Here is a 26,328-nt window from a genome sequence, read left to right on the forward strand (position 1 = left end):
TTTTCCATTCCTTTTTTCTTAAGATTAAAATATTCAAAACAATTTGTCAAACATCAATTTATGAAGATATTTTAAAAATTTATATTAAAAACATGGTGAAGTACGATTAAATCGTTCTTCACCATGATATCAAAACTATTTATCTTCTCTTACATTGCAGCTCTTCTGGATTTAATTGTATTCTCGCAAAAGAAATTTCATTATTTTTCGGACATGGAAGAGCCTGAATCATAAAGGAACAAAGGGTACAATAACCATTTGAATTACTTCTTCTGATACATTCATAATCACACTTCTTTATACAATTTGCCTCTATCCAATCTCCTAAACGCAAAGCTGCTTCATTGGCCAGATGATGAGAAAATTCCTTAGGAACCCCACAATCCATCAAATATCTCTGTAAAATATCTGCATATGTCAAAGCATAAGAAATCACAAAATAATTTTCCGCATTATTTTTCTGCAGTTGTTTTGTCCACTGTTTCATATCTGCACCTAATGCCTTAAACTCTGATTCATCTATATGCTGTCTTGGCTGTTTTAAATAATCTTCATGTTCCTGTTTATAAGCCGCAAGAAATTCACTCATTGTCTTCAATAATTGAAATTTAAAGGTTGGAAAATCAATCGTGACTTTGCATTGTTCCTCGATTTTTTTAAATGCCTCTGCACACATAATTAAAGCAGCATCGATTGTTTCAGCTTCAAATACTGACAATCGAGTGATAGGCGGTTCTAAAAACATTAATAACTCTTTTCCATTTATATACTTCATTTTACCATACACCCTATTCTTCTTGGTTTTTATAATTTACTTTCACCAGATATAACCCTTGTGCATCTGCCTTGTAACGACATACATGTTTATCTTTGGCTTCCAGCATTTGCATAATATCTTCTTTTGTAAGTTTATGTTTTCCTGCTTCTATTAACGTTTGTGAAATCATACGCACCATATAGCGAAGAAATCCATTTCCTTCAAAAATTAAACGTACTGCATGTTTCTCTTTTCTAACCTCTAAACGATGAATCGTTTTTATACGTGGTTTTCTAGGATCTAACTTACTGCTTGTAAAACTTGTAAAATCATGCGTACCGATAAATACATTGGCACACTCCTGCATGTACGCTACATCTAAATGTGCACGATCCTTTGCCATATAACGTTCATAAAAAGGATTCAATACATCTTCGCTAATCAAATAATCATAACGCTTTCCTGCTGCATCAAAACGAGCATGAAATGTATCCGACACAGTTTCTACCTGCTGAATACGAATATCTTTTGGTAATAAAGAATTTAAAGCTCTTTTCCAGTTTTCATTTGATAGATTCTTATTACTGTCAAAATGAAAGACTTGTGCAAGTGCATGTACACCTGCATCCGTTCTTCCGCTTGCATGGATGCTAACTGGTTCTTTTACAATTCTTTCTAACGTTCTTTCTATTTCTTCCTGTATAGAATGCGTATTCATCTGTTTTTGCCATCCACCATAGTTACTGCCATCATAACTCAAAGTAACTTTATATCTAGGCATAAAAACATAATACGATCATACCTGCTAAAAGAAGCATGCTTCCTATTAACAGGATATAATCTTTCCCCTGCATTTTTAACTGTTTATAACGTGTTCTTGGCTGATTTGGCACATATCCTCTAGCTTCCATAGCATATGCTAAATCTTCTGCTCTTTGAAAAGCAGATACAAATAATGGAACGATCAAAGACAAGATAGCTCTGATTTTTTCCATTAATTTTCCTTCTTCCATATCAACACCGCGAGATGCCTGTGCCTTCATAATACGTTGTGTTTCTTCAATCAATGTTGGAATAAAACGCAATGCAATAGAAATCATCATTGCTATTTCATGTGCCGGTACATGAATCTTTTGAAATGGTTTTAATAAATCTTCAATTCCTAACGTTAGCTCAAGTGGTTTTGTTGTTGCAGTTAAAATTGTGGTAATCATAATCATTAACGCCAAACGAATAACGATATACAAAGTCTGAGAAATAGCATCACTGTAAATTTCCCATCCAAAAATTGTAAATAATAAGGTTCCACTTCGCACAACCATTAAATTAATAACCAAAAGAAATACCAGCATAAACAGCATTGGTTTCATTGCTCTCCATAAAAAATTAATTTTTAATTTTGCACTAAGTGCAACTGCTAATACCAATAATCCAATTACAGCATATCCAATATATCCAGTAGGAATAAATATCGCAATCATAACCAAAAGCATTGCACAAATTTTTGCTCTTGGATCCAATTTATGAATAACAGAATCTAATGGCAGATATTTACCTAATGCAATATTATTCATGCGTTTTCACCTCTTTTGCTACTGCTTTTGCCAGTTCTTTTATATCTACTATAGAGGAATCAATCGAAAATCCTTTTTTTCGCAGTTCTTCTCTTAAACGAATAATTGCAGGAGGATTAATACGTAATTCTTGCAATAAATCTAAATTCTCAAAAAATGTTGTTACATCGCATTGCTTTTCAATCTGTCCATCTTTTACTACCACGACTTCATCACAATACGATAAAACATGTTCCATATCATGAGTAACGATTAATACTGTTTTATGAAACTCTTTATTCATACGAACAAACAGCTGCATCATATCTTTTGCTCCTTGCGGATCTAAACCGGCAGTTGGCTCATCTAACACTAAAACACTTGGATCCATTGCCAAAATTCCCGCAATCGCAATTCTTCTTTTTTGCCCACCGGATAAATCAAATGGTGAACGTTTTAAATAACTTTCATCCAATCCTACAAGATCCAGCATGTCCTTTGCAATCTTATGAGCTTCTTCTTCATCAATTCCAAAGTTTTTTGGACCAAAAGCAATATCTTTTTCTATTGTTTCTTCAAATAGCTGATATTCTGGAAACTGAAAAACAAGTCCTACCTGTTTTCTTAATTCTTTTAAATTTTTATTTTTTTCTTTTGCTATAATCTTTTTATCTAGAATTTCCAATTCTCCTTCACTTGGAAGTAATAACGCATTTAAATGCTGTACAAGAGTAGATTTTCCACTTCCTGTTTCTCCAATAATTGCAGTAACTTTTCCTTCTGGAATTTCTAGATTTATATTTTTTAAAGCAGCATAGGAAAATGGAGAATCTGGATTGTATATATGTGCTACTTCTTTAAAGCGGATTGCCATAATTCCTCTACCACCCTTTCCATAGTTATACATGGAGAAAGTTCCACCTGTTCTTCTTTTAATGCATTTACAAACTTTAAGGCAAATGGAATATCCAGATGTAAATTCAGAAGTTCCTTTTCTTTTACTAATATTTCTTCAGGTTTCCCTTCCATAACAACATGTCCCTTATCCATAACAATAACATGATCTGATTTGCTAACTTCTTCAATATCATGTGTTATAGAAACCATTGTTATCTTACTGTCTTTATGAATTTGCTGAATTAGTTCATTAATTTCTGCTTTTCCCTGTGGATCCAGCATACTTGTAGATTCATCAAAAATAATAATAGATGGCTGCATTGCCAATACACCTGCAATGGCAACACGCTGTTTTTGCCCACCGGATAATCTAGTTGGCTCACTTTGTAAATAACGAGTCATTTTTACTTTCTTGGCATATTCTTCAATAATGGATTGCATCTTCTCTGTAGGAACTTGATGATTTTCTAATCCGAATGCAATATCATCAGCTACAGTAGCACCAATAAATTGGTTATCTGGATTTTGAAAAACAATACCAACTTTATTTCGTATATGGAATAAAGATTCATATGTTAATTCTTCTCCATCTACAAAAATATTTCCATGATCTTTTTCCAATAATCCAATCAGAAGTTTCGCAATGGTACTTTTGCCACTTCCATTATGTCCAATAATCGTCGTATAGCTTCCTTCTTTAATAGAAAAGGATACATTTTCCACTGCATTCTTTTCCTTATCATAAGAGAAGGTTAAATTTTCCACATGAATTTTATCCACTATTCCTCACCTCAACGTCACAACGCAGTAATTATACACTTTTTTGTTCGCTAGCACAACTAAAAGAAAAAGCCGAATAACATTGGTTATCCAAGAATGGTTAGGGTTAGGGGTTTACCCAAGATTACTTGGGGCAAGGAACTTACCTGCCCTTTTTTTGTTCCAAACTTTTTGGGGTTTCGTATTATACTATGATCGAAAGGATAATAACAGGCATTAAAAAAAGCAGTTACCATATTTTCTCACCCCGGCAACCGCTTTTCTGTGGCCCTGTTCGGTACCACTCATGTTACATCTATATTGTAATCACAATGAACAATTTAATCAACGCTCATATGACAATTTAATCAATAAATTTAATATTACGATCCATACCATGGAATGTCCTCGTTGTCATGCGAAGGGTTCTTTGATTTTTTATGGACATCGTGTTCGTAAATTTATCTTTGTGACTCGCACTGTTTTGATCAATGCCCAGCGATGTCGGTGTAAAGAATGTGGTGCTATTCATATCATTCTTCCTTCTTTTGTAGTTCCAGGATTCAATCATGTCTATTTATCCATCCGAAAGGTTTTGAATAAAGAGCCTGACCGATCATTAGAAGATTCTTATTTCTACAGATTCATCAAAAGTTTTTTCCCACCTTTTCCAAAATCTTCAGAAGATTCGGATTATCTTGCCTTCTTACGCCGGAGCTCGCTTTTTCGAAAATTCGGTTCTTATGCATTTTTAAGTCGATAAAAACAGCGACCAACCCGATATGTATATCCAGATATGCCTGCTTCGCTTATAGTTAAGGTGTACGAAGACTTGCTTTATCAGGAGGTGACACAATATGCAAGACTTTATCAATTGCGAAGCTTCTATTTGCACAATCTTCAATCTGGATTCATCGATTTTAGAATCCTGTTCCTGTATTAGACGAAATGAACAGACGATCATCGATGTAAAGCTTTTAGATTCTCGACCAGCTTGTCCTGAATGTGGAAATCCCATCACGAAGATCAAGGGATATGTGACCAAGACAATCCAGCACTCGTTACTGGCCGATAAAAAATGTGTTCTTCAATACCATGCCAGGCGATATATCTGCCCAATATGCCACAAAACGTTCTATGAATACAATCCTTTCGTCTTCCAGAACATGAAGATTTCTTCAGATCTGATGCTTCAGATCCTCAAGGACTTGCAAGAACCTGGCGAAACCTTTACCCACGCAGCTAAGAGATATCATATTTCTCCAACTTCTGTTTCATCGATCTTCGATTCGGTTGTTTCGATTCCAAGGGCAAAACTGCCAGAAATCATGTGCACAGATGAAAACTATGCCTTTCATTCCAAAACACAAAACAGTAAGTACATCTGTCTTTTGATCGATCAGACCAATGGGCAGCCAATCGATATCTTGCCTAGTCGACGATATGAATATTTAGATAAATACTTCTCAAATATACCAAAATATGAAATAGATCAGGTCCATATCATGATTACGGATATGTACGAACCATACCGCAGGATTATTAAAAAACATTTCAAAAATGCGATTCATGTGGTCGACCATTATCATGTTTCACAGGAACTGCACCGCAGAGTGGACAGGGTTCGCTTAAGGATCATGAACCCCCTGCGATGCATCAACACATCGAAACGCACCCAGGAACAAGAAGAAAACTATTATCTGTTAAAACACAAGAACGGACTCCTGTTCAAGCACTTTACAAGATCTAAAGGCGCCGATGGAAAACCACTTTTCGATATTTTAAGACCAAAAGAATATAATAAGGTTCTAAAACGATATATGAACCCATACGATTATGCCAATGCGCTTGTATCTATTCATCCGGATATAAACACGGCCTGGGAATTAAAGGATGAACTTACGGATTTCTATGTCTCGAACACACTTGAAACGGCACCTGCTGCTTTGAAAAAAGTCATTACCGATTTCAGAGAAAGCAATGTAGAAGAAATGGTCAAGTTTAGTTACACATTAGCCAACTGGCAAACCGAGATCATCAATTCTTTCTACATAGCCAAAACCGAATACAAGCTCTCGAGAAAGACAGGACAAATCACTGTCGGATATAAAAGGCTCAACAACGCACTGATGGAACGACTCAACGGAACCGTCAAGCTGATTACCAAGGCAGCCAACGGATATACCAATTGGGAACGATTCCGTAACCGATGCATGTTGGTCCTTGAAAAAGGCATAGAATTTGCGATCGACGAGAAAGACAAAAGCGTAAAGATGGTCGAAAAAAAGGAGCCCACCACCTAGGACAGGTGATGAGCCCTTTAGACCCTCTCAACGAAATAGGGTATATGCCGCCCCCAAGTAATCTCGAAGATCAAATTCAGCTAACCCCAACTATTTTTGGAGCACCATAACATTCGACTATTTCTACAAATCTTCATATTCTTTTTTTATATCTTTCCAACAATCCGCATGTTTAATTCCCAGCTTTTCAGGATCAAACAGTGGATCTTTTCCTTCTTTTTTCTGTTGTGTATAATCACGTAAGCAAATGAACGCAACTTTTCCTAAAATCAAAATAACCACAATATTTAAAACAGCCGTAAATCCCATTAACACATCCGCAAGATCCCATACTGTTGTAAAATCAAGCTGTGCACCGAAAAAGATTGCAAGAATACATACAACTCTAAAAATAAATAAAGATTTTTTACTATTGATAATAAATTTAAGATTTCCTTCTGCATAACAATAATTTCCAATGAGCGATGAAAAAGCAAATAAGAAAATAGATATTGTTATAAAATGAATTCCTATTTCTCCAATTTCAGAAAAAATAGCCTGCTGAACATAAGGCATCCCCTGTAATCCGTCATATATACCATAATTCAACAACATGAAGGCAGTAGTTGTGCAAATTAATATTGTATCTATAAATACAGAGATGGTCTGCACCAAGCCTTGTTTCACCGGATGAGATACATCTGCTGTCGCTCCTGCATTAGGAGCTGATCCCATACCTGCTTCATTTGAAAATAAACCACGTTTTATTCCATGCATTACACAAGAACCTGCAAAACCTCCTGAAATTGCTTTGAAATCAAAAGCAGCTGAAAAAATATCATGGAATAATACAGGTAACTTATCTATGTTTATAAACGTGATATAAACTCCTAAAAGAATGTATAGTACTGCCATTACAGGTACGACTGTTGAACTAATAATACCAATTCTATGTACACCGCCAAAAATAACGAATGCACTTAATACAGCTAATATGATTCCTATGATAAGGGCAACAAGCTGTTCATTATCAAAGTAGTATGCAACAGCACTGCTTACATTATAAGCCTGCAATGGATTAAATCCAAAACAGAAACAAGCAATTAACAAAACTGCAAATATAACTCCTAGCCAGCGTTTACCTAAAGCCTTCTGCATATAGTAAGCAGGTCCACCTCTATATTGTTCGCCATCTTTATTTTTATAAACCTGTGCTAAAGTAGATTCAATAAAAGCACTGGCTGCTCCTATTAAGGCAATAATCCACATCCAGAAAATAGATCCAGCACCACCAGCAGCTAATGCAGTCGCAACACCAGCGATATTTCCAGTTCCTACTCGAGAAGCCGTTGAAATCATCAACGCTTGAAAAGAAGAGACTCCACCCTGTTTATGTGATTTTTCACTTAATAATTGAATTCCTTCCTTGAATAAACGAAATTGCACAAAACGTGTACGAAATGTAAAATACAGTCCAGCTACAAGTAAAAGTGCAATTAAAATATAACTATATAAAAATTCATTTAATATACTTAATAAAGCTCCCATACATTCACTTCCTTTCTAAAAACATAAAAAAACATGATACTAATCATTCATGCTTTCTGATTATATCATGTTTCCTATGTTTGTAAAGTTGTTTTACTTATACGTCTTATCATAAGGTGACATAACTCTAGGATAAAACATAAGCATATATAAACCACTTAATCCAACTAAAACGTACACACCTCGCTCAGCTAGTGAATTGAACCCAAATAGGAATGTTACTAAATTAAAATCAAACAAACCTATTAGACCCCAGTTAATTGCACCAACAATTCCAATTGTAAGGAATAAACAGTTCAATAATTTCATAATAATACCTCCCTATTTGAAGTATGCTACAAGAGAAAGTTTTTATACATAAAAGTATAAATCTTCTCCAATTGGGAACATCATAAATGGAGGGATGTATATGTATGCAATTATCAGTAAAAGAAATCATGAATGGCTATCAAAGATAGATAAACAAAAAGGAGTAGGAAGTTCTCACTATGTAAAGACCGGAAAAATACCCTTGTTATTTGAAACAAAAGACTTAGCAAGAATTGAATTAATAATGTATCATTTATCGCAAAACAAATATCAAATAGTAAAAGTACAAATAGAGAAAATAAATGATGAGGTCGATATACCCTAAAGTATATACTAATTTTTAAGAATATTTGCTATTATAAAATCCCGAGGTGATTTTATGAATAATCAAGCAAGTGAATTAATGATAACCTATTTATTTTTAGATTTTCTTCTTTATTCTTATGATAGAAAAAATAAAGAAGAAAGCTTGCACTTAGAAAAATTATGTAGGAATTATATGCAAACATTTTTACCTCAAAACTGTTTAGAAATATTTGATAAAGAGATAAAAGAGTTTCACTCTTATAATAAAATATAGAAAGCAGTAACCGTGTATATCTACATGATTACTGCTTCTTATTTATACTCCTATAATAAACATGAAATAAAAAAAGCCATGGTATAGAACCATGACAAAAAAAAGAGCCGCAAGGCTCAAAAAGGAACTGGCGACGTGCTATCTTCACCAGAGCACGTCTGGATATTGTCGCCGCTGAAGTGCTTAACTTCTGTGTTCGGGATGAGAACAGGTGTGTCCACTTCGCCATCATCACCAGATCCCTGAAGGTTCGAACCTTCAAAACTGAACAACAGTCAACATTTGATTAAGTCCTCGACCTATTAGTATCAGTCAACTCCACGCATCGCTGCGCTTCCATCCCTGACCTATCTACCTCGTCGTCTTCAAGGGGTCTTACTACTTGCGTATGGGAGATCTCATCTTGGAGTAGGCTTCGCGCTTAGATGCTTTCAGCGCTTATCCCTTCCCTACTTAGCTACCCGGCTATGCTGTTGGCACAACAACCGGTGCACCAGCGGTAGGTCCATCCCGGTCCTCTCGTACTAAGGACAGCTCTCCTCAAATCTCCTACGCCCACAACAGATAGGGACCGAACTGTCTCACGACGTTCTGAACCCAGCTCGCGTACCGCTTTAATGGGCGGACAGCCCAACCCTTGGAACCGAATTCAGCTCCAGGATGCGATGAGCCGACATCGAGGTGCCAAACCTCGCCGTCGATGTGAACTCTTGGGCGAGATCAGCCTGTTATCCCCAGGGTAGCTTTTATCCGTTGAGCGACGGCCCTTCCATTCGGCACCGCCGGATCACTAATCCCGACTTTCGTCCCTGTTCGACCTGTCTGTCTCACAGTCAAGCACGCTTCTGCATTTGCACTCGCCGATTGATTTCCGTCCAATCTGAGCGTACCTTTGGGCGCCTCCGTTACTCTTTGGGAGGCGACCGCCCCAGTCAAACTGCCTGCCTGACACGGTCCCCCGTCCAGCTTCATGGACGCAGGTTAGAACTCCAATCAGACAAGAGTGGTATCCCAACGTCGACTCCAGATACACTGGCGTGCATCCTTCTTCGTCTCCCACCTATCCTGTACATCTCTGATCAAAATCCAATATCAGGCTGCAGTAAAGCTCCATGGGGTCTTTCCGTCTAGTTGCGGGTAACCTGCATTTTCACAGGTACTAAGATTTCACCGAGTCTGCTGCCGAGACAGCGCCCAAATCGTTACGCCTTTCGTGCGGGTCAGAACTTACCTGACAAGGAATTTCGCTACCTTAGGACCGTTATAGTTACGGCCGCCGTTCACTGGGGCTTCAATTCATTGCTTCGTCGAAACTGACAAATCCTCTTAACCTTCCAGCACCGGGCAGGCGTCACCCCCTATACTTCGTCTTGCGACTTCGCAGAGAGCTGTGTTTTAGTTAAACAGTCGCTTGGGCCTCTTCACTGCGGCTTACTTTCATAAGCACTCCTTCTCGCTAACTTACGGAGTCATTTTGCCGAGTTCCTTGGCAACAGTTCTCTCGCTCACCTCAGGATACTCTCCTTGCCCACCTGTGTCGGTTTTGGTACGGGCCGCTATGGAATCAGCACTAGAAACTTTTCCTGGAAGCTGGCCTCGCATGCTTCGCTACTCCCCAAAGGTTTCGCTTACCTATCACGTTTTACATTCCGTGCACGCATTTTACTATGCACCTGCTATTCGCTTCGACCACAATCCAATAAGTGGCTCATGCTAGCCTTCTCCGTCATTCCTTCATTTCCATCGCGGGTACAGGAATATCTGCCTGTTTTCCATCGACTACGCCTTTCGGCCTCGCCTTAGGTCCCGACTTACCCAGGGCGGACGAACCTTCCCCTGGAATCCTTGGGCTATCGGTGTGCAGGATTCTCACCTGCATCTCGCTACTCACACCGGCATTCTCACTTCCATGCTCTCCACCACTCCTTTCGGTATGGCTTCCACGTGCATGGAACGCTCCCCTACCACTTGTATTACTACAAATCCGCAGCTTCGGTAGTATGCTTAGCCCCGGTACATTTTCGGCGCAGGGTCACTCGACTAGTGAGCTGTTACGCACTCTTTGAAGGATGGCTGCTTCTGAGCCAACCTCCTAGTTGTCTGTGCATCCCCACATCCTTTTCCACTTAGCATACATTTTGGGACCTTAACTGGCGGTCTGGGCTGTTTCCCTTTTGACCATGGACCTTATCACCCACGGTCTGACTGCCGGGAATATCTCATGGCATTCGGAGTTTGATTATACTCAGTACCCCGGGATGGGGCCATCGTACATTCAGTGCTCTACCTCCACAAGACTCATCCTCGACGCTAGCCCTAAAGCTATTTCGGGGAGAACCAGCTATATCCGTGTTCGATTGGAATTTCTCCCCTAGCCACAACTCATCCGCCAACTTTTCAACGGGGGTCGGTTCGGTCCTCCATTCAGTTTCACCTGAACTTCAACCTGGTCATGGCTAGATCACACGGTTTCGGGTCTATGTCATCGTACTGCCGCCCTATTAAGACTCGCTTTCGCTTCGGCTCCGCATCTCCTGCTTAACCTCGCACGATAACATAACTCGCCGGTTCATTCTACAAAAGGCACGCCATCACACCTTAACGTGCTCTGACTTCTTGTAAGCATACGGTTTCAGGTTCTATTTCACTCCGCTCCCGCGGTTCTTTTCACCTTTCCCTCACGGTACTGGTTCACTATCGGTCACTTGCTTATATTTAGCCTTGACGGATGGTCCCGCCTGCTTCCGACAAGATTTCTCGTGTCTCGCCGTACTCAGGATCCCGCTGGGCTTCCTCACGGTTTCGGATACGGGACTTGCACCCTCTCCGGTCGGCCTTTCAATGCCGTTCTCCTACCATGATTCTTGCCGTATCGCGGTCCTTCAACCCCAGACCTCGGTCTGGTTTGGGCTCCTCCCCTTTCGCTCGCCGCTACTCAGGGAATCACTGTTGTTTTCTTTTCCTCCGGGTACTTAGATGTTTCAGTTCCCCGGGTACCTCTCTCGCAGACTATTTGTTCATCTGCGGATGACATGCTATTACGCATGCCGGGTTCCCCCATTCGGATACCGGCGGATCTTTGCTTACGTACAGCTCCCCGCCGCGTTTCGCCGTTTGTTGCGTCCTTCTTCAGTTTCAAGTGCCTAGGCATCCACCGTACGCCCTTTCTTACTTAATCACCATTAGCTTAGCTTTGAGTTTTCTGTTTGTTTAACTTCAACTCGTGAATTTCTTACAACTTTTCGTTATAGACCTTCTGTTATGTCTTCTGTTATTCAGTTTTCAAAGATCGATTCGGAATGCTTCTCAGCCTTCCAAAACCAAACAGGAAATATCTTTCTCTACACTCTTTCTCCTTAGAAAGGAGGTGATCCATCCCCACGTTCCCGTAGGGATACCTTGTTACGACTTAACCCCAGTCATCGGTCCTACCTTCGACGGCTCACTCCTCACGGTTATGCCACCGGCTTCGGGTATTACCAACTCCCATGGTTTGACGGGCGGTGTGTACAAGGCCCGAGAACGTATTCACCGCAGCATGCTGATCTGCGATTACTAGCGATTCCGACTTCATGGAGTCGAGTTGCAGACTCCAATCCGAACTGAGACGGCCTTTATGAGTTCCGCTCCCCCTCGCAGGTTCGCTTCTCTTTGTAGCCGCCATTGTAGTACGTGTGTAGCCCAGGCCATAAGGGGCATGATGATTTGACGTCATCCCCACCTTCCTCCGGTTTGTCACCGGCAGTCTCGCATGAGTCCCTAACTCAATACTGGTAACATGCGACAAGGGTTGCGCTCGTTGCGGGACTTAACCCAACATCTCACGACACGAGCTGACGACAACCATGCACCACCTGTGTGATGTATAGCTATCTCCCTATCTCTAGGGCATTTACATCCATGTCAAGGCCTGGTAAGGTTCTTCGCGTTGCTTCGAATTAAACCACATACTCCACCGCTTGTGCGGGCCCCCGTCAATTCCTTTGAGTTTCACACTTGCGTGCATACTCCCCAGGCGGAGAACTTATTGCGTTAACTGCAGCACTGAGTCTCCCCAACACTTAGTTCTCATCGTTTACGGCGTGGACTACTAGGGTATCTAATCCTATTTGCTCCCCACGCTTTCGTGCCTCAGTGTCAGTTGCAGGCCAGGCGACCGCCTTCGCCACTGGTGTTCCTCCATATATCTACGCATTTTACCGCTACACATGGAATTCCATCGCCCTCTCCTGCACTCCAGTTCACCAGTTTCCAAAGCCAACAGCAGTTGAGCTGCTGCCTTTTACTTCGGACTTAATGTACCACCTGCGCACCCTTTACGCCCAATGATTCCGGATAACGCTCGCCACCTACGTATTACCGCGGCTGCTGGCACGTAGTTAGCCGTGGCTTTCTGGTAAGCTACCGTCACTTCAGTATCATTTCCTCTACTGACCGTTCTTCACTTACAACAGAGCTTTACGATCCGAAGACCTTCTTCACTCACGCGGCATTGCTCGTTCAGGGTTCCCCCCATTGACGAAAATTCCCTACTGCTGCCTCCCGTAGGAGTTTGGGCCGTGTCTCAGTCCCAATGTGGCCGTTCGCCCTCTCAGGTCGGCTACGCATCGTCGCCTTGGTGTGCCGTTACCACTCCAACCAGCTAATGCGCCGCAGGTCCATCCATGTTCGCACCTTTGCAGGTCCTTTAATGAATACGAGATGCCTCCTATTCACCTATCCGGTTTTAGCTACCGTTTCCAGCAGTTATCCCGGGCACATGGGCAGGTTACCTACGTGTTACTCACCCGTTCGCCACTGAGCTCTTACAGAAGCAAGCTTCCATATTCGCTCCGTTCGACTTGCATGTATTAGGCATGCCGCCAGCGTTCATCCTGAGCCAGGATCAAACTCTCCATTTGATTTTAGCTCAAAACGTTTTCTGCTAACGTTTTTTCTTTTGTTTTGTTATCTTTTTCATTGTTTGAAATTGACGTTTCCTGTTTAGTTTTCAAAGACCGAGCCAAGCTCTCTCGCTTGGTGCTCGTATATATTACCACCCGCTCTTCCCTATGTCAACATTTTTTTACTCTTTTTTTACTTTTTTTTCGAGATTTTTTCAAGTCCTTTTTATTTCTCTTATTTTCCTGTATCTATTCACTTTCTTTTTGATTTTTTCTTCTGTTGATTTGCTGTTATCTTTTTGCGATTTCTATCTATAAATCATATAAATATGATATAATCTTTTTGGTCTTTCAATTATTTATTGAAAGCATTATTTACTTTTATTTATCATAGAAAAGAGGTTGAATAGATTGGATTGTATTATTAACAACAAGAACCGTTCTTTCCTCCCTGTTCTTCTTGGTACAGATGCAAATGCTTATGGTATGGCAAAATCATTTCATAAAGCCTATGGAATTACTTCTCTTTCTTTAGGAAAAGCACCTTTACTTGAAACAAAGAGAAGTAATATTGTCAAAGTCATGACCTTCCATAACTTTGACCATGACGAAGTATTTAGAAAATATATCCAGGAAGTAGGAGAAACATATGGCAAAGAATATAAAAAACTCCTTTTAATAGCATGTGGTGATCGCTATACGGAATTAATTGTTAACAATAGAGATATTATTGATAAATACTTTATTACAAACTACATTCCAAAAGAAATGAAGGAACAGTTGGAAAATAAAGAGGATTTCTATAAAATTTGTGAACAATATGGATTAGATTATCCAAAAACTTTTATTGTCACAAAGGCAAACAAAGATAACTTTACTCTCCCGTTTTCTTTTCCAGTAGCAGTAAAAGCAAGCAATAGTATTGAATATGTAGACTTAGAATTTGAAGGAAAGAAAAAAGGATATAAAGCAGATTCTTTGGAAGAATTAAAACGTATTCTTAGCAGTGTATATAATGCTGGTTATACAGGGAATATGATCATTCAAGATTTTATTCCTGGTGATGATAGTACCATGTATGTATTGAACAGTTATTCAGACCAAAACGGCAATGTTCGTGTCATGTGTTTAGGACATTGTGTAAGTGAAGATTATACACCGCATGGAATTGGAAATTACAATGCTATTGTGCAGGAAGCAAATTCTGCAATATACAAACAGTATCAAAAATTTTTAGAAGATCTGCATTATGTGGGATATTCAAATTTCGATATGAAATATGATGAAAGAGATGGAAAATATAAAGTCTTCGAAATCAACATCCGCCAAGGAAGAAGCAGTTACTTTACAACAGCGTCTGGATGTAATATTGCTGAATATATGGCTGAAGATTTGATTTTCCACAAACAAAATGAATTACATTATCATAACAATCCTTATCTTTGGCTGCATATCCCTCCTAGATTACTATTAAAGTATGTATCAAAAAACAGTTATGCACAGGTTAAAAAATTAATCAGAGATAAAAAATACGATTACACATTACTTTATTCGAAAGATTTTAGTATTTTTAGAAGTATTATGATTCGAAGATTTTATCACATGGCTTATAAAAAATATAAGCTATATTTTAACAAAAGAGGAATGGACTAGTCTCCATTCCTTTTCAAATGTTGTTTATCCGCAAAATATGTGATAAACTAATAACGCTTAAAGGAGGTGTGTTATGCACTATCAACTTGGTATTTTAGGTGGAGTTGGATCTGATGCCAGCGCATATTTATACGAAAAGATTTTAAAACACACAGCTGTTGATAAGGATCAAGATCATCTTGACATGGTTATTCTAAATCATGCTAGTATACCAGATCGCACTTCCTACATTTTAGATCATTCTAACCCTAGTCCACTGCCACACATTATTTCTGATATTGAAATTTTTAATAAACTACAAGTAGAAATGATTGTTATTCCCTGCAATACATCCTATTACTTTTATGATGAATATTCTAAGTACAGCAATGTTCCGATTTACCATCTCATTGATGAAACAATAAAGAATATTAAAAGTAAAAATATACAGAAAGTTGGCATTTTGGCTACCGATGGAACAATTCAATCCGGACTCTATCAAAATTCATGTGAAAAGTTTCATATTAAATGGGAAATCCCCTGCATAAGCAATCAGAAAAAAGTCATGGATATGATTTATACATATTTAAAAAAAGGAGATCCTGTTCCTAAAGAATTATTTGAATCTGTGCTTTATGAGATGAAAGAAAAAAAAGTCGAATGCATTATTCTTGCATGTACAGAGCTTTCTTTACTAAAAGAAATGTGGAAGCTTTCAGATTTTTTTATTGATCCATTGGATATATGTACAAATAATATTATCAAACACTTTAACAAAAACTTAAAATAGGAGTTATATTTCAAGCATTGTGAAAATAACTCCTATTTTTTTTATTCCAAATCTTCAAGTTTCAGGCGATCTACGATCATCGCAATAAATTCTGAATTGGTTGGTTTTGTTTTAGAGTAGCTTATCGTATTCCCAAAAATTTCTTCTAATATAGCAAGATTCCCTCTACTCCATGCTACTTCAATTGCGTTTCTAATTCCTCTTTCTACACAAGAAACATTTGTTTCATACTCATCTGCAACATCAGGATATAATCTTTTCATCATATTTCCATGATAGGTAGCATCCTCATACATTTTTATAATTGCTGTTCTTAAATAATTGTGTCCTTTAATATGTGCAGGTGTCCCTATCTTGTGTAACTCACAAGTTACCCTTCTATATAAGCTTTTCCTTTCTATTTCTTTTTCCATACTTTTCTCATCCTTTCCTTTCATAATCAAGCAATAATATTTAAAACCTAAAAAATTAAAAAGTCTGTCACTTTTTATCTAATTTTGTCGATTTTGAATATTTTTTTAATTTTAACTATAAAAAGTATAGATTTACTGCCTTTTCTGAAAAAGCATAGATATCCTACTCTAATTTCATTAGCGAACTCGTTAGCAGTCTTCTTATAAAGTATTAAAAAAGCCTTTACTTAAAGGCTTAAATAACTTATTGGTGGAGGTGAGGGGAGTCGAACCCCTGTCCAGAACCAGCCCCACGTACAGACTTCTACAGTTTAGTTCATGACAAATATTCAGCAGGTAATCATGAACCACTCCTACTGAGGTGTCTATTTAATTTTTCGTATAACCATTCATAGACAAATGATTATCTTATCCTTTGCATCTTATGCGCTCTTCTATCTAATCAAAGGAGAAAAAGATAGTGGCGGCTGCGAACCTATGTCGGTTAATTAAGCAGCGAAAGCAACTCTCTGGTTTCCACCAAAGATGTTAGCTAATTTAGTTTTTCCGTTTAAATTTAATTGGTTATTACGTAACCATTCGACTGCCATCTGTACCAAGCATAACCCTGTCGAAACCAGTACACCCCCAAATACAAGCAGTTGTAGTTTACCACATTTATAAGCAAACTACAACATGCATTACCAATGATTTTTCATTGCTTTTTCAATTTCGCGTTTTGCATCTTTTTCTTTTTGCGCATTTCGTTTATCATGTAAATCTTTTCCTCTAGCAAGTGCAATTTCCAGTTTCGCTTTTCCTTTTTCTAAATACAATGAAGTTGGAACCACCGTGTATCCCTTCAATTTCACTTTCTGCTGAAGTTTTCGTATTTCTAGTTTATGCAGAAGTAATTTTCTTATTCTTGTTTCATCATGGTTAAAGCGATTCCCAAATACATATTCTGGAATATGCATTTCTTTAATAAATGCTTCCCCATTTGTAAAACTAATATAAGCATCTTTTAATTGGACATGTCCCTTTCGAATAGATTTTATTTCTGTTCCTTTTAAAACCAATCCAGCTTCAAAGCGATCTTCCAGAAAATACTCATGTGATGCTTTTCGATTAAACGCAATCACTTTTCTTCCAGATGTCATAATCTTCCGCCTTTCCGTTTTCTTCGTCTTCGATTTCTAGTTCTATCCTGTTTAGTTAAGCGATTTTGCTGTTTTAATAGCGGACTTTTTTTCTTGGATTTCTGTACCAGCACTTCAAAATCTACCTCTCGCTTAAAACGATCGGCGCCTATACATTTCACACGCACATGTTGTCCCATGCGATATACTTTTGCTGTATGCTCTCCAATTAAGGAATGTGTAGTTTCGTCATAGTGATAATAATCGTCTTGCAAGCTTGCGATATGGACCAATCCCTCTACTGTATTTTCCAGCTCAACAAACATTCCAAATTTTGTAATTCCACTGACTACGCCATCAAATACAGAACCTACATATTTTTCCATATATTCTGCTTTCTTCATATCATCTACTTCACGTTCTGCATCTACGGCATTACGTTCACGATCACTTGCCTGTATAGCAGCTTCTTCACACCATTTTTCATCACTATTCATTTTTTCTGTATTCGTATTGGAATTGAAAACATATTTTCTAAGCATACGATGCACAATTAAATCGGGATACCTTCGAATAGGAGAAGTAAAATGTAAATATTCTTTCAAAGCTAAACCAAAATGACCTAAACAGCGATTATCGTAACGTGCTTTCTGCATACTTCTTAACATAAAACTAGAAAGCACAAAATAATTATCTTGCCCTTTCGCCTCTTTTAAAAGACTTTGCAGCTGCATTGGATATACATTTTGGATACCCCCCTGAAACGTATAGCCTAAAACTTTCGCTACTCTGGCAAATTCGCGTATCTTTTTTGGTTCTGGCTGCTCATGCACACGATACATCGATGGAATTTCCATCCATTTCGCATGTGTAGCAACAGTCTCATTTGCGGCAATCATAAAATCCTCGATCATACGCTCTGCATCTTTTCTTTCACGCAAAACAATATCTTTAGGTTTACCTTTCTCATCAACAAGAATTTTTGCCTCTCTTGTATCAAAATCAATTGCCCCTAATTTTTCTCTGCGTCTTCGAATGATATCGGATAACACTTTCATTTGAATACACATATCCAAAAGGTAAGGATAGCGTTTCTGGACTTTTTCATCCCCTTCTAATATTTTATTAACATTTGTATACGTCATTCTTTCATTACTGTTAATAACACTTGGGAAAATTTTATAGTTTATAACATCTCCCTTGCGATTTATATCCATCTGACAAGTTAAAGTCAAACGATCAACATGGGGATTTAAAGAACAAATCCCATTGCATAATGCATGTGGAAGCATAGGAACTACACGATCAACAACATAAACAGATGTTCCACGATGATATGCTTCCTTATCAATTTCGCTTCCTTCTCTTACATAATACGATACATCTGCAATATGAACATACAGTCGATATCCTTCTGGTATTCTTTCAATAGAAATCGCATCATCCAAATCACGTGCATCTTCTCCATCAATAGTAATTGTCAATAACGAACGTAAATCTTCACGATTTCTTAATTCTTCATCTTGTACCGCTTCTTCAATCTGCATCACTTCTTTCATGACAGCATCACTGAATTCTGGATTAATATCTTTTTCTAAAAGTACACTTAAAATATCAATTCCCGGATCATATTTATATCCAATCTCTTTTTCAATATGACATTTTAATGTAGCACCATAACTATCAATCTTCAACAACACTTTTGAATCATTGACCAAATGAAAATCCTCATAATTAGTAATTCTAAATCTTCGATTTAAAATAGGAGAATCCGGTAAAAAATACCTTCTTCCCTCTTTTATTTTTACGACACCTACAATATGTGTAATATGATGTTCAATAACATCAATAACTTCTCCTTCTACGCTGCCATCATTATTTGTCCAGCTTTTCGCGTATACGATATCTTTGTCCATTCCAAGGCCTAACGCCTCTTTCGCAATATAAAAACTTGTGTCCGTTGTATCTACAAAACCAAATCCTTTTGGATTCACACGCAATGTTCCTGTAACATATCCTAAATGAGAACTCAAAAAATAACGTTCCCTGGAATCTCTTGCAATTAAACGTTCTCCTTCTAGCTCATTCAAATATTTTAACAACTCTGTAAAGGAGGCACTGTCTTCCATTTGAAAGTAACAAGACAGCTCAGCTGTAGTCATTCCTTTATAAGAAGAATCATGCAGCAAATCTAATATTTCCATTTTCTTTTTCATTCTCATCCCTCCAAACAAAGGCAAATATCTCTTATTCATTATACCACATCTTATTTCTTTCCATTACAATAAGCAAAGAAAAAAGACCATTGCGGCCTTATTTAATAATACGGATAATAATTACAAGAGCAAAGAATACGATCCCTGTAATAAGTGTAATATTGGAAATCACTTTCTCAGATCCTCGTTCTTTAACATTTGCAAATAGGTTTAATCCATCGCTTCCCCCAAAAGCTCCGCTCAGACCATCTGATTTACCGCTTTGCAATAAGGAGAGTATTATTAATATGACCGCTGAAATCATTAAAACTATCTCTAAAACGCCCATGTATAGTCCTCCTTTCCTGTAATCAAGTACTTTAATAGTATAACAAACACTCTTCAGAAAAACAACCTATTTTATGTTTTTTCATAAGAAACGAAAAAGGCGCGCCATAAGCGCACCTTTAAACATCATATCTTAGTGTTTGTAGATGTTATAGAATGCAGATTTTCCCTGGAATACTCGGGAGTTTGACACATATAAAATTTCATAAATTTACTATGGCGCTTTAAACAGGCGCTTTTCTTTTACTTTTTTTGTCAAATTTTATGTTCTATTATGTGCTATATTGTGCTATATGTGTTATTATTATATTGGGTGATGAATATGTACGTTGCAATCAATGGCACTGGCAATTCCAAAAGCATTTATATTATGAGTTCTTATCGCAAAAACAATGGTAAAACTTCTAGTCGCATTTTTAGAAAGCTTGGTCGATTAAATGACCTGCTTCCTCAATTTGATAATAATGAAGAAAAATTATTGGAATGGGCTCGTTCTGAAGCTAAAAAGGACACTTTATCCCATCAACAGGATACTGCACCTGTTCTCATACCTTTCTCTAGCGACAAAAAAATCAAAAAAAATGAAGTTTTGTTATTTAATGTTGGCTACCTATTCCTTCAATCCATCTGTTCCAATCTTCATTTTGACAATATTTGTCGTAATATTAAGAATCATCATAAATTCGAATATGATATCCATCGCATCCTCTGCGATCTTGTCTACGCTCGTGTTCTATATCCTTCCAGTAAACGCTCTTCTTTCTCTTTCGCTCATTCTCTGCTGGAACAGCCAAAGTATAAATTACAGGATATCTATCGTTCCTTATCTATATTGGCCGAGGAATCTGATTACATACAGGCGGAAGTTTATCGAAATTCTAACTTTCTTCATAAAAGAAACACAAAAGTTCTTTATTATGACTGTACGAACTATTACTTTGAAATCGAACAAGAAGATGAACTTAAAAAATACGGAAAAAGCAAAGAACATCGTCCAAATCCTATCGTAGGCATGGGGTTATTCATGGATGGAGATGGTTTCCCTTTAGCTTTTGATATCTTTCCCGGAAATCAAAACGAACAGAAATCCTTGAAACCATTAGAACATAAAGTTATTCAGGATTTCGACTGTTCCGAATTCATCTACTGCTCAGACAGTGGACTGGCATCACAGAATAACAAACTGTTCAATGATATAGGAGGAAGATCCTATGTCATTACACAGTCATTAAAAAAATTAAAGAAAGAAGATAGAGATATCGCTTTAAATACGAAACAATATCGAAAAGTAGGAAGCAGCACATTCATTGATTTGAAAGATCTTGATGAAAATGACCCAGAGGTATATGAATCCATCTATTATAAAGAAGTACCTATAGAATCTAAAAAGATATCGGAAACTCTTATCGTTACCTATTCTCCAAAATATAAAGCTTATCAGGAAAAGATAAGACAAGGGCAGATAGACAGAGCAAAAAACATGATAAGTAAAAATGGAAAAATCAAAAAGAATAGAAAAAATCCGAATGATCCAAGCAGATTTACAAAGAGGACTTCCATCACAGCGAATGGAGAAGTAGCAGAAGAAGAAATCTACGAAATCGATCAGGAGGCTATAGATAAAGAAGCAATGTATGATGGTTTCTATGCGGTAAGCACAGATATGGAAGGTGATGTAGCGGAGATCATCGCTATCAACAAACGCAGATGGCAGATCGAAGAGTGCTTTAGAATAATGAAAACGGATTTTGATGCACGACCAATCTATCTGCAAAGAGAAGACAGGATCAAAGCGCATTTCCTGATTTGTTTCTTGTCCCTTCTGATATATCGAATATTAGAATATAAATTAGAGAAAAAATATACATCTGAACAAATAATAGATACATTGAGAAAGATGAACGTAACAAAATTAAAAGAAGGATTAGGATATATACCTTCTTACACACGAACAGATTTAACAGATTTACTGCATGAGTTGTTTGGTTTTGAAACAGACAGAGAAATAATAAAACGATCCACAATGAGAAATATTATCAAATACACAAAAGAACATCATATATAGCACAATTCGTTACAAAGACAAAAAGTGCAAAAAAGCTTAATTCTAAAGTCTTTAATGCACTTTTTTCGCTTTCTAACTGTCAAAGACGAGATAGTATAACAAACACTCTTCAGAAAAACAACCTATTTTATGTTTTTTCATAAGAAACGAAAAAGGCGCGCCATAAGCGCACCTTTAAACATCATATCTTAGTGTTTGTAGATGTTATAGAATGCAGATTTTCCCTGGAATACTGCAACATCACCTAATTCTTCTTCAATACGAATCAACTGGTTGTATTTAGCAATACGATCTGTTCTTGACATTGAACCAGTTTTGATCTGACCAGCATTGAATGCAACTGCGATATCAGCAATTGTAGTGTCTTCAGTTTCTCCACTACGGTGAGATACTACTGCAGTATATCCGTGTTTCTTAGCTAGTTCCATAGCATCGAAAGTTTCAGTTAAAGTACCGATCTGGTTAACTTTGATTAGGATAGAGTTAGCGATGTCTTTATCGATACCTTCCTGAAGAATAGCAGGATTAGTAACGTATAGGTCATCTCCAACCAACTGGATTTTCTTACCTAAGTGTTCAGTAAGTTTTTTCCATCCGTCCCAATCTCTTTCACCTAATCCATCTTCGATAGAGATGATTGGATATTTTTCTACTAATTCATCGTACCAAGCGATCATTTCATCAGTAGTTTTTGTTCCCTGTCCAGATTTTGTAAGTTCATACATACCTGTTTCAGTATTATAGAATTCACTAGCAGCTACGTCCATAGCAATGCAGATTTCTTCACCTGGTTTGTATCCAGCAGCTTCGATAGCTTCCATGATACATTTTAAAGGAGCTTCGTTATCTTCCAAGTTTGGAGCGAATCCACCTTCATCACCAACAGCAGTAACCTGTCCTTTGTTTTTCAATACTTTTTTCAAAGCATGGAAAGTTTCAGCACCCATACGAATAGCTTCTTTAATGCTCTTAGCACCTACAGGCATGATCATGAATTCCTGGAAGTCAACTGAAGAGTCAGCGTGGCTACCACCATTCAATACGTTCATCATTGGAACTGGAAGAGTTTTTGCATTAATTCCTCCTAAGTAACGATATAATGGCAATCCATAGCAATCAGCAGCAGCATGTGCTACAGCTAAAGAAATACCAAGAATAGCATTTGCTCCGTATTTTGATTTATCTTTTGTACCATCAGCTTCAATCAATGCTTTATCGATAGCAGCCTGATTTGTAACATCCATTCCTCTAACAACGTCAGCTAAAACGTTATTTACGTTATCTACAGCTTTTAAAACACCTTTTCCTAAGAAACGAGCTTTATCACCGTCACGAAGTTCTAACGCTTCACGCTCACCAGTACTTGCTCCACTTGGAACCATAGCACGTCCGAAGAATCCACTAGCAGTTCTTACTTCAACTTCGATTGTTGGATTCCCTCTAGAATCTAAAATTTCTCTTGCATGTACATCAACAATAATTGACATATGAATAGTCCTCCTTATTCTTCACATTACACTCAAAGTATAGCACATATCAAAAAAAAGAGAAAGAACTTTTGCGAATTCTCTCACAAATATCTTACTCTTTTAATAATTCACAAAGATTATCCACAATGTAATCTGGATGTATGCCCAATTTTTCTATATCTTCTCTTTGATGAACTCCACTTGTCACAAAAACAGTTTCAATATCACATCGATTTCCTAACAAGATGTCAGTTTCCAAATTATCCCCAATCAAAATAACTTCTTCCTTTGTTTTATCAAAATAATCCAAAGCCTCTAAAAGAATCGTTTCATGAGGTTTTCCAATTTTTGGGCTTTCCTGTCCACTGGCATATTCAAACATCGCCACAATGGAACCATTTCCAATGCTAAAGCCATCTTTTTGAGCCAAAATGCGATCATTGTTTGTACCTATAAGTTTTGCACCTTTCAATAAATATCCTAAAGCTTTAGAATACTCCTTATAAGTAGCCTCCGTATTTAAACCCACAAATACAACACCCACATTTTTTTCACTTAGGATAAAACCATTTTCTTCTAATGCTTCTTTCAGACCATCCTGTCCTACATAATATGCATTTCTTCCCTCTATATGTTTTTTCGCATAGCGAGCGGCCGCCATAGCAGATGTAAAAAAGTGCTCTTCTTTAATACCATGAAAACCAACCTTTTCCATATGCTCTACATTTTGTTTTCTTGTTCGTTTCGAATTATTTGTAAGAAAATAAAATGGCTGGTTTCTTTTTATTAATTCTTCAATAAAAGGTATTGCTCCTTCAATCTGTCCATCTCCTCTATACATGGTACCATCTAAATCAATCAAATATGTTTTCAAAATAATCCCCTGCTTTCTTATGATACCATCTTATCGAAAACTTTAACTTTATGCAAGATTAACGTTTTCTTCGCATTTGCTTTTTTGATGGTTTTATAAGAAACATTCCGATCATAACCAATAACATTGGCCAGCATTCATGTATCATTTTTTCAAAAACAGGCAGTATTTCTTTCATATCAAAATATGGTTTTACCAGCAAAAAGCAACCACCAATTCCAAATATAATCCCTGCTCTTTCTTTCATTTGCTCACTTCCTGCTATCATTATAAAAAACAAAAAATGCATATTTTGTCAAAATAAAAAGGACTTTCGTCCCTTTTAAAGTTCAATTTTCTCTAGTTCACTATATCCAACTTCTGTTGGTGTCTCTCTACCAAACAGGATTGTCAATACTACCGCAATCTGATTATCATCGTCCATTTCTTCAACAGTTCCTTCTATGTTAGAAAAAGCACCGCTTAAGATACGAACACGATCTCCTACCTGGAAATCAACCTGAACTTTTTTATCAGTAATTCCTAATTTGCGTAAAATATTTTCCATTTCTTCTTCTGCGACAGGGAAAGGTTTTGCCCCTCCACCACTAGATCCGATAAACCCAGTAACTCCAGGTGTATTACGAACAATATACCACGCTTCGTCAGTCATGATCATTTCTACAAATAAGTATCCGCTAAATAAATTCGTTGTTTTTTCAACTTCTTTTCCGTTTTTATATTCAATTTCTTTTTCTTCTGCTACAACGATACGAAACAAGAAATCCTGCAGACCCATTGTTTCAATACGACGTTCCAAATTCTCTTTAACTCTGTTTTCATGTCCGGCATATGTATTAACTACATACCATTGTTTTTTATTTTCTTCAGCCATCTTGAAATTCCCTCCTACATTCCAATTAACTTAAGGAAGCCAGAAGAAACAAGTTGGCAAAGGAAAAAGAAAATTCCTAAAAACAACACAAAAACGACACAGATTCCGCTGTCATGAAACAAATCTTTTGCCTTTGGCCAACGAATTCTTTTCATTTCTGTTAGAATTCCATTAATACTGAACCATTTCATTCACTCATCCCTCCTATTTCGTTTCCTTATGAATAGTATGCTTTCCACATTTTTTACAATACTTTTTCAATTCAATACGCTCATTATGCGTTTTTTTATTTTTGGTAGTTGTATAATTTCGTGAAAGACATTCGGTGCATGTCAAAATTACTTTATCACTCATGAAAAACACCTCTTTCTTTGCCTAATAACTTTATCATAAACCACCTCAAGAAGTCAATTATTCTTTTTATTACGTAATTTTCTTAAAATATATTCAACTTGTCGATTTGAAATATTCAAACTGGATGAAATCTCCTGATATGAATATCCCTGCAATCTTAAATGCAAGACTTTCATTTCAATCTTTTTTAATTGAATTCCTTTCTTCCTCAACAAATACTGTAGTTCTTCTTGATTTATAGATACTTTTTCCGTTTCATTCTCTTTATAAACATTATCCCCCTCTTTAGCTTCTAACTCTTGTAAAGAAACAGTATATATTCCTCTGCTTTTATTTCTAAAATAATCTACAAAGGCATTTTTTAAAATCTGCTGATAAAAATACGCAAAACTAGTGATTTTCTCTTCTCGAAAAGAATTCACTGCCTGCATTAGCTTAATATACGCTAATTGTTTCATTTCTTCCTTATCCTGCTGCTCAGCAGAGTTTATTCCTATATATTGATAAATCATTATATATATTCTCATTTCATATTTTTTAAATAAAATTTGCAAAGCCTGTTCATCTCCCTGATGAATCATATACAATAATTCATTATCTAGAAACTCTGTAACATTGGCTTTCATAT

Annotated in this window: 26 protein-coding genes, 3 rRNA genes and 1 other RNA gene; 7 read left to right on the forward strand and 23 right to left on the reverse strand. The window is 37.1% G+C overall.

Going from position 1 to position 26,328, the window contains the following annotated elements; genetic code table 11:
• Window positions 1–139: 139 nt before the first annotated feature.
• The 6 genes from A9CBEGH2_RS07415 to A9CBEGH2_RS07440 form a co-directional block, all read right to left on the reverse strand.
• On the reverse strand, window positions 140–775 hold the full coding sequence (locus A9CBEGH2_RS07415) for a hypothetical protein (RefSeq protein ID WP_118277962.1): 636 nt from the start codon (window positions 773–775) through the stop codon (window positions 140–142).
• 13 nt (window positions 776–788) lie between these two features.
• Window positions 789–1,538 carry a tRNA pseudouridine(38-40) synthase TruA gene (gene truA, locus A9CBEGH2_RS07420; RefSeq protein WP_118277958.1) on the reverse strand — a complete coding sequence of 250 codons (750 nt, stop codon included), beginning with the start codon at window positions 1,536–1,538 and terminating at the stop codon, window positions 789–791.
• Window positions 1,531–2,331, reverse strand: a complete 801-nt coding sequence (locus tag A9CBEGH2_RS07425) for an energy-coupling factor transporter transmembrane component T family protein (protein ID WP_118277959.1) — start codon at window positions 2,329–2,331, stop codon at window positions 1,531–1,533. Before A9CBEGH2_RS07425 ends, truA begins: the two co-directional genes overlap by 8 nt.
• The gene (locus tag A9CBEGH2_RS07430) at window positions 2,324–3,184 is read right to left on the reverse strand and encodes an energy-coupling factor transporter ATPase (protein ID WP_118277963.1); all 861 of its coding nucleotides are present in this window, start codon (window positions 3,182–3,184) and stop codon (window positions 2,324–2,326) included. Before A9CBEGH2_RS07430 ends, A9CBEGH2_RS07425 begins: the two co-directional genes overlap by 8 nt.
• A complete protein-coding gene (locus tag A9CBEGH2_RS07435) occupies window positions 3,160–3,987 on the reverse strand; it encodes an energy-coupling factor transporter ATPase (protein WP_118277960.1) in 828 nt (275 codons plus the stop codon). Before A9CBEGH2_RS07435 ends, A9CBEGH2_RS07430 begins: the two co-directional genes overlap by 25 nt.
• 343 nt (window positions 3,988–4,330) lie before the next feature.
• Window positions 4,331–4,498 (reverse strand): hypothetical protein, encoded by a 168-nt coding sequence (locus A9CBEGH2_RS07440; RefSeq protein ID WP_157964931.1) that lies wholly within the window; start codon window positions 4,496–4,498, stop codon window positions 4,331–4,333.
• On the opposite strand from A9CBEGH2_RS07440, the gene A9CBEGH2_RS12700 reads away from it, so the two are divergent.
• Both A9CBEGH2_RS12700 and A9CBEGH2_RS07445 read left to right on the forward strand, forming a co-directional pair.
• Window positions 4,430–4,729: a DUF6431 domain-containing protein gene (locus A9CBEGH2_RS12700; protein ID WP_408609167.1), complete on the forward strand. Its 300-nt coding sequence runs from the start codon at window positions 4,430–4,432 to the stop codon at window positions 4,727–4,729. The two genes, A9CBEGH2_RS07440 and A9CBEGH2_RS12700, sit on opposite strands and share 69 nt — an antisense overlap.
• 94 nt (window positions 4,730–4,823) lie before the next feature.
• Complete coding sequence (locus A9CBEGH2_RS07445) at window positions 4,824–6,269, forward strand: ISL3 family transposase (RefSeq protein ID WP_118277609.1); 1,446 nt, start codon at window positions 4,824–4,826, stop codon at window positions 6,267–6,269.
• 123 nt (window positions 6,270–6,392) lie between these two features.
• On the opposite strand, the gene A9CBEGH2_RS07450 is transcribed toward A9CBEGH2_RS07445, so the two are convergent.
• The gene (locus A9CBEGH2_RS07450; RefSeq protein WP_118361559.1) at window positions 6,393–7,796 is read right to left on the reverse strand and encodes an alanine/glycine:cation symporter family protein; all 1,404 of its coding nucleotides are present in this window, start codon (window positions 7,794–7,796) and stop codon (window positions 6,393–6,395) included.
• Window positions 7,797–7,889: 93 nt separating this feature from the next.
• Window positions 7,890–8,105, reverse strand: a complete 216-nt coding sequence (locus A9CBEGH2_RS07455) for a DUF378 domain-containing protein (protein WP_115716781.1) — start codon at window positions 8,103–8,105, stop codon at window positions 7,890–7,892.
• 100 nt (window positions 8,106–8,205) lie between these two features.
• On the opposite strand from A9CBEGH2_RS07455, the gene A9CBEGH2_RS07460 reads away from it, so the two are divergent.
• The gene (locus A9CBEGH2_RS07460) at window positions 8,206–8,430 is read left to right on the forward strand and encodes a hypothetical protein (RefSeq protein ID WP_115716780.1); all 225 of its coding nucleotides are present in this window, start codon (window positions 8,206–8,208) and stop codon (window positions 8,428–8,430) included.
• A 54-nt stretch (window positions 8,431–8,484) separates the two neighbouring features.
• On the forward strand, window positions 8,485–8,685 hold the full coding sequence (locus A9CBEGH2_RS07465) for a hypothetical protein (RefSeq protein WP_115716779.1): 201 nt from the start codon (window positions 8,485–8,487) through the stop codon (window positions 8,683–8,685).
• 125 nt (window positions 8,686–8,810) lie between these two features.
• Here the strand turns inward: A9CBEGH2_RS07465 and rrf are convergent.
• The 3 genes from rrf to A9CBEGH2_RS07480 all read right to left on the reverse strand — a co-directional run bounded on the left by rrf (window position 8,811) and on the right by A9CBEGH2_RS07480 (window position 13,586).
• Window positions 8,811–8,924, reverse strand: a 5S ribosomal RNA gene (gene rrf / locus A9CBEGH2_RS07470).
• Between the two features lie 43 nt (window positions 8,925–8,967).
• Window positions 8,968–11,863 (reverse strand): 23S ribosomal RNA (locus A9CBEGH2_RS07475).
• 182 nt (window positions 11,864–12,045) lie between these two features.
• Window positions 12,046–13,586: ribosomal RNA gene (locus tag A9CBEGH2_RS07480) — 16S ribosomal RNA — on the reverse strand.
• Together the 16S, 23S and 5S rRNA genes form the textbook arrangement of a ribosomal RNA operon.
• A gap of 393 nt (window positions 13,587–13,979) precedes the next feature.
• Here A9CBEGH2_RS07480 and A9CBEGH2_RS07485 point away from each other — a divergent pair.
• Complete coding sequence (locus A9CBEGH2_RS07485) at window positions 13,980–15,221, forward strand: carboxylate--amine ligase (protein ID WP_115716778.1); 1,242 nt, start codon at window positions 13,980–13,982, stop codon at window positions 15,219–15,221.
• A gap of 73 nt (window positions 15,222–15,294) precedes the next feature.
• Window positions 15,295–15,990, forward strand: coding sequence for an aspartate/glutamate racemase family protein (locus A9CBEGH2_RS07490; RefSeq protein ID WP_118278014.1), 696 nt, complete (start codon window positions 15,295–15,297; stop codon window positions 15,988–15,990).
• 41 nt (window positions 15,991–16,031) lie between these two features.
• Here the strand turns inward: A9CBEGH2_RS07490 and A9CBEGH2_RS07495 are convergent, their stop codons facing one another.
• The 5 genes from A9CBEGH2_RS07495 to secG form a co-directional block, all read right to left on the reverse strand.
• Window positions 16,032–16,403: a sporulation initiation factor Spo0A C-terminal domain-containing protein gene (locus A9CBEGH2_RS07495; RefSeq protein WP_157964999.1), complete on the reverse strand. Its 372-nt coding sequence runs from the start codon at window positions 16,401–16,403 to the stop codon at window positions 16,032–16,034.
• A gap of 248 nt (window positions 16,404–16,651) precedes the next feature.
• Window positions 16,652–17,032: a transfer-messenger RNA gene (gene ssrA, locus A9CBEGH2_RS07500) on the reverse strand.
• Between the two features lie 51 nt (window positions 17,033–17,083).
• Entirely contained in the window at window positions 17,084–17,542 is a 459-nt protein-coding gene (smpB, locus tag A9CBEGH2_RS07505) for an SsrA-binding protein SmpB (RefSeq protein WP_115716725.1), read from the reverse strand.
• Window positions 17,539–19,737 carry a ribonuclease R gene (gene rnr / locus A9CBEGH2_RS07510; RefSeq protein WP_118278013.1) on the reverse strand — a complete coding sequence of 733 codons (2,199 nt, stop codon included), beginning with the start codon at window positions 19,735–19,737 and terminating at the stop codon, window positions 17,539–17,541. The genes smpB and rnr overlap by 4 nt, the downstream gene beginning before the upstream one ends.
• Before the next feature lie 97 nt (window positions 19,738–19,834).
• A complete protein-coding gene (secG, locus tag A9CBEGH2_RS07515) occupies window positions 19,835–20,065 on the reverse strand; it encodes a preprotein translocase subunit SecG (RefSeq protein WP_115716723.1) in 231 nt (76 codons plus the stop codon).
• 321 nt (window positions 20,066–20,386) lie between these two features.
• On the opposite strand from secG, the gene A9CBEGH2_RS07520 reads away from it, so the two are divergent.
• Window positions 20,387–22,129, forward strand: coding sequence for an IS1634 family transposase (locus A9CBEGH2_RS07520; protein WP_118277053.1), 1,743 nt, complete (start codon window positions 20,387–20,389; stop codon window positions 22,127–22,129).
• Between the two features lie 188 nt (window positions 22,130–22,317).
• On the opposite strand, the gene eno is transcribed toward A9CBEGH2_RS07520, so the two are convergent.
• The 7 genes from eno to A9CBEGH2_RS07555 form a co-directional block, all read right to left on the reverse strand.
• Window positions 22,318–23,616, reverse strand: a complete 1,299-nt coding sequence (eno, locus tag A9CBEGH2_RS07525) for a phosphopyruvate hydratase (RefSeq protein ID WP_115716722.1) — start codon at window positions 23,614–23,616, stop codon at window positions 22,318–22,320.
• A gap of 94 nt (window positions 23,617–23,710) precedes the next feature.
• Entirely contained in the window at window positions 23,711–24,472 is a 762-nt protein-coding gene (locus tag A9CBEGH2_RS07530) for an HAD-IIA family hydrolase (protein WP_321191705.1), read from the reverse strand.
• 58 nt (window positions 24,473–24,530) lie between these two features.
• Window positions 24,531–24,719: a hypothetical protein gene (locus A9CBEGH2_RS07535; protein WP_115716720.1), complete on the reverse strand. Its 189-nt coding sequence runs from the start codon at window positions 24,717–24,719 to the stop codon at window positions 24,531–24,533.
• Window positions 24,720–24,794: 75 nt separating this feature from the next.
• Complete coding sequence (nusG, locus tag A9CBEGH2_RS07540; RefSeq protein ID WP_115716719.1) at window positions 24,795–25,346, reverse strand: transcription termination/antitermination protein NusG; 552 nt, start codon at window positions 25,344–25,346, stop codon at window positions 24,795–24,797.
• A 14-nt stretch (window positions 25,347–25,360) separates the two neighbouring features.
• Window positions 25,361–25,537, reverse strand: coding sequence for a preprotein translocase subunit SecE (secE, locus tag A9CBEGH2_RS07545; RefSeq protein WP_115716718.1), 177 nt, complete (start codon window positions 25,535–25,537; stop codon window positions 25,361–25,363).
• Between the two features lie 13 nt (window positions 25,538–25,550).
• Window positions 25,551–25,700: a 50S ribosomal protein L33 gene (rpmG, locus tag A9CBEGH2_RS07550; protein WP_115716717.1), complete on the reverse strand. Its 150-nt coding sequence runs from the start codon at window positions 25,698–25,700 to the stop codon at window positions 25,551–25,553.
• A gap of 53 nt (window positions 25,701–25,753) precedes the next feature.
• Complete coding sequence (locus tag A9CBEGH2_RS07555) at window positions 25,754–26,326, reverse strand: RNA polymerase sigma factor (protein WP_118277050.1); 573 nt, start codon at window positions 26,324–26,326, stop codon at window positions 25,754–25,756.
• Window positions 26,327–26,328: the final 2 nt, after the last annotated feature.

This window comes from Amedibacterium intestinale, assembly GCF_010537335.1.
Classification (GTDB): domain Bacteria; phylum Bacillota_I; class Bacilli_A; order Erysipelotrichales; family Erysipelotrichaceae; genus Amedibacterium; species Amedibacterium intestinale.

What these genes read in the sequence shown, in the direction of transcription:
- A9CBEGH2_RS07415 (WP_118277962.1), bottom strand. Translation starts at nt 775, where the DNA reads ATGAAGTATATAAATGGAAAAGAGTTATTAATGTTTTTAGAACCGCCT.
- truA (WP_118277958.1), bottom strand. Translation starts at nt 1,538, where the DNA reads ATGCCTAGATATAAAGTTACTTTGAGTTATGATGGCAGTAACTATGGT.
- A9CBEGH2_RS07425 (WP_118277959.1), bottom strand. Translation starts at nt 2,331, where the DNA reads ATGAATAATATTGCATTAGGTAAATATCTGCCATTAGATTCTGTTATT.
- A9CBEGH2_RS07430 (WP_118277963.1), bottom strand. Translation starts at nt 3,184, where the DNA reads ATGGCAATCCGCTTTAAAGAAGTAGCACATATATACAATCCAGATTCT.
- A9CBEGH2_RS07440 (WP_157964931.1), bottom strand. Translation starts at nt 4,498, where the DNA reads ATGAATAGCACCACATTCTTTACACCGACATCGCTGGGCATTGATCAA.
- A9CBEGH2_RS07445 (WP_118277609.1), top strand. Translation starts at nt 4,824, where the DNA reads ATGCAAGACTTTATCAATTGCGAAGCTTCTATTTGCACAATCTTCAAT.
- A9CBEGH2_RS07450 (WP_118361559.1), bottom strand. Translation starts at nt 7,796, where the DNA reads ATGGGAGCTTTATTAAGTATATTAAATGAATTTTTATATAGTTATATT.
- A9CBEGH2_RS07455 (WP_115716781.1), bottom strand. Translation starts at nt 8,105, where the DNA reads ATGAAATTATTGAACTGTTTATTCCTTACAATTGGAATTGTTGGTGCA.
- A9CBEGH2_RS07460 (WP_115716780.1), top strand. Translation starts at nt 8,206, where the DNA reads ATGTATGCAATTATCAGTAAAAGAAATCATGAATGGCTATCAAAGATA.
- A9CBEGH2_RS07465 (WP_115716779.1), top strand. Translation starts at nt 8,485, where the DNA reads ATGAATAATCAAGCAAGTGAATTAATGATAACCTATTTATTTTTAGAT.
- A9CBEGH2_RS07490 (WP_118278014.1), top strand. Translation starts at nt 15,295, where the DNA reads ATGCACTATCAACTTGGTATTTTAGGTGGAGTTGGATCTGATGCCAGC.
- A9CBEGH2_RS07495 (WP_157964999.1), bottom strand. Translation starts at nt 16,403, where the DNA reads ATGGAAAAAGAAATAGAAAGGAAAAGCTTATATAGAAGGGTAACTTGT.
- smpB (WP_115716725.1), bottom strand. Translation starts at nt 17,542, where the DNA reads ATGACATCTGGAAGAAAAGTGATTGCGTTTAATCGAAAAGCATCACAT.
- rnr (WP_118278013.1), bottom strand. Translation starts at nt 19,737, where the DNA reads ATGAAAAAGAAAATGGAAATATTAGATTTGCTGCATGATTCTTCTTAT.
- secG (WP_115716723.1), bottom strand. Translation starts at nt 20,065, where the DNA reads ATGGGCGTTTTAGAGATAGTTTTAATGATTTCAGCGGTCATATTAATA.
- A9CBEGH2_RS07520 (WP_118277053.1), top strand. Translation starts at nt 20,387, where the DNA reads ATGTACGTTGCAATCAATGGCACTGGCAATTCCAAAAGCATTTATATT.
- eno (WP_115716722.1), bottom strand. Translation starts at nt 23,616, where the DNA reads ATGTCAATTATTGTTGATGTACATGCAAGAGAAATTTTAGATTCTAGA.
- A9CBEGH2_RS07535 (WP_115716720.1), bottom strand. Translation starts at nt 24,719, where the DNA reads ATGAAAGAAAGAGCAGGGATTATATTTGGAATTGGTGGTTGCTTTTTG.
- nusG (WP_115716719.1), bottom strand. Translation starts at nt 25,346, where the DNA reads ATGGCTGAAGAAAATAAAAAACAATGGTATGTAGTTAATACATATGCC.
- secE (WP_115716718.1), bottom strand. Translation starts at nt 25,537, where the DNA reads ATGAAATGGTTCAGTATTAATGGAATTCTAACAGAAATGAAAAGAATT.
- rpmG (WP_115716717.1), bottom strand. Translation starts at nt 25,700, where the DNA reads ATGAGTGATAAAGTAATTTTGACATGCACCGAATGTCTTTCACGAAAT.
- A9CBEGH2_RS07555 (WP_118277050.1), bottom strand. Translation starts at nt 26,326, where the DNA reads ATGAAAGCCAATGTTACAGAGTTTCTAGATAATGAATTATTGTATATG.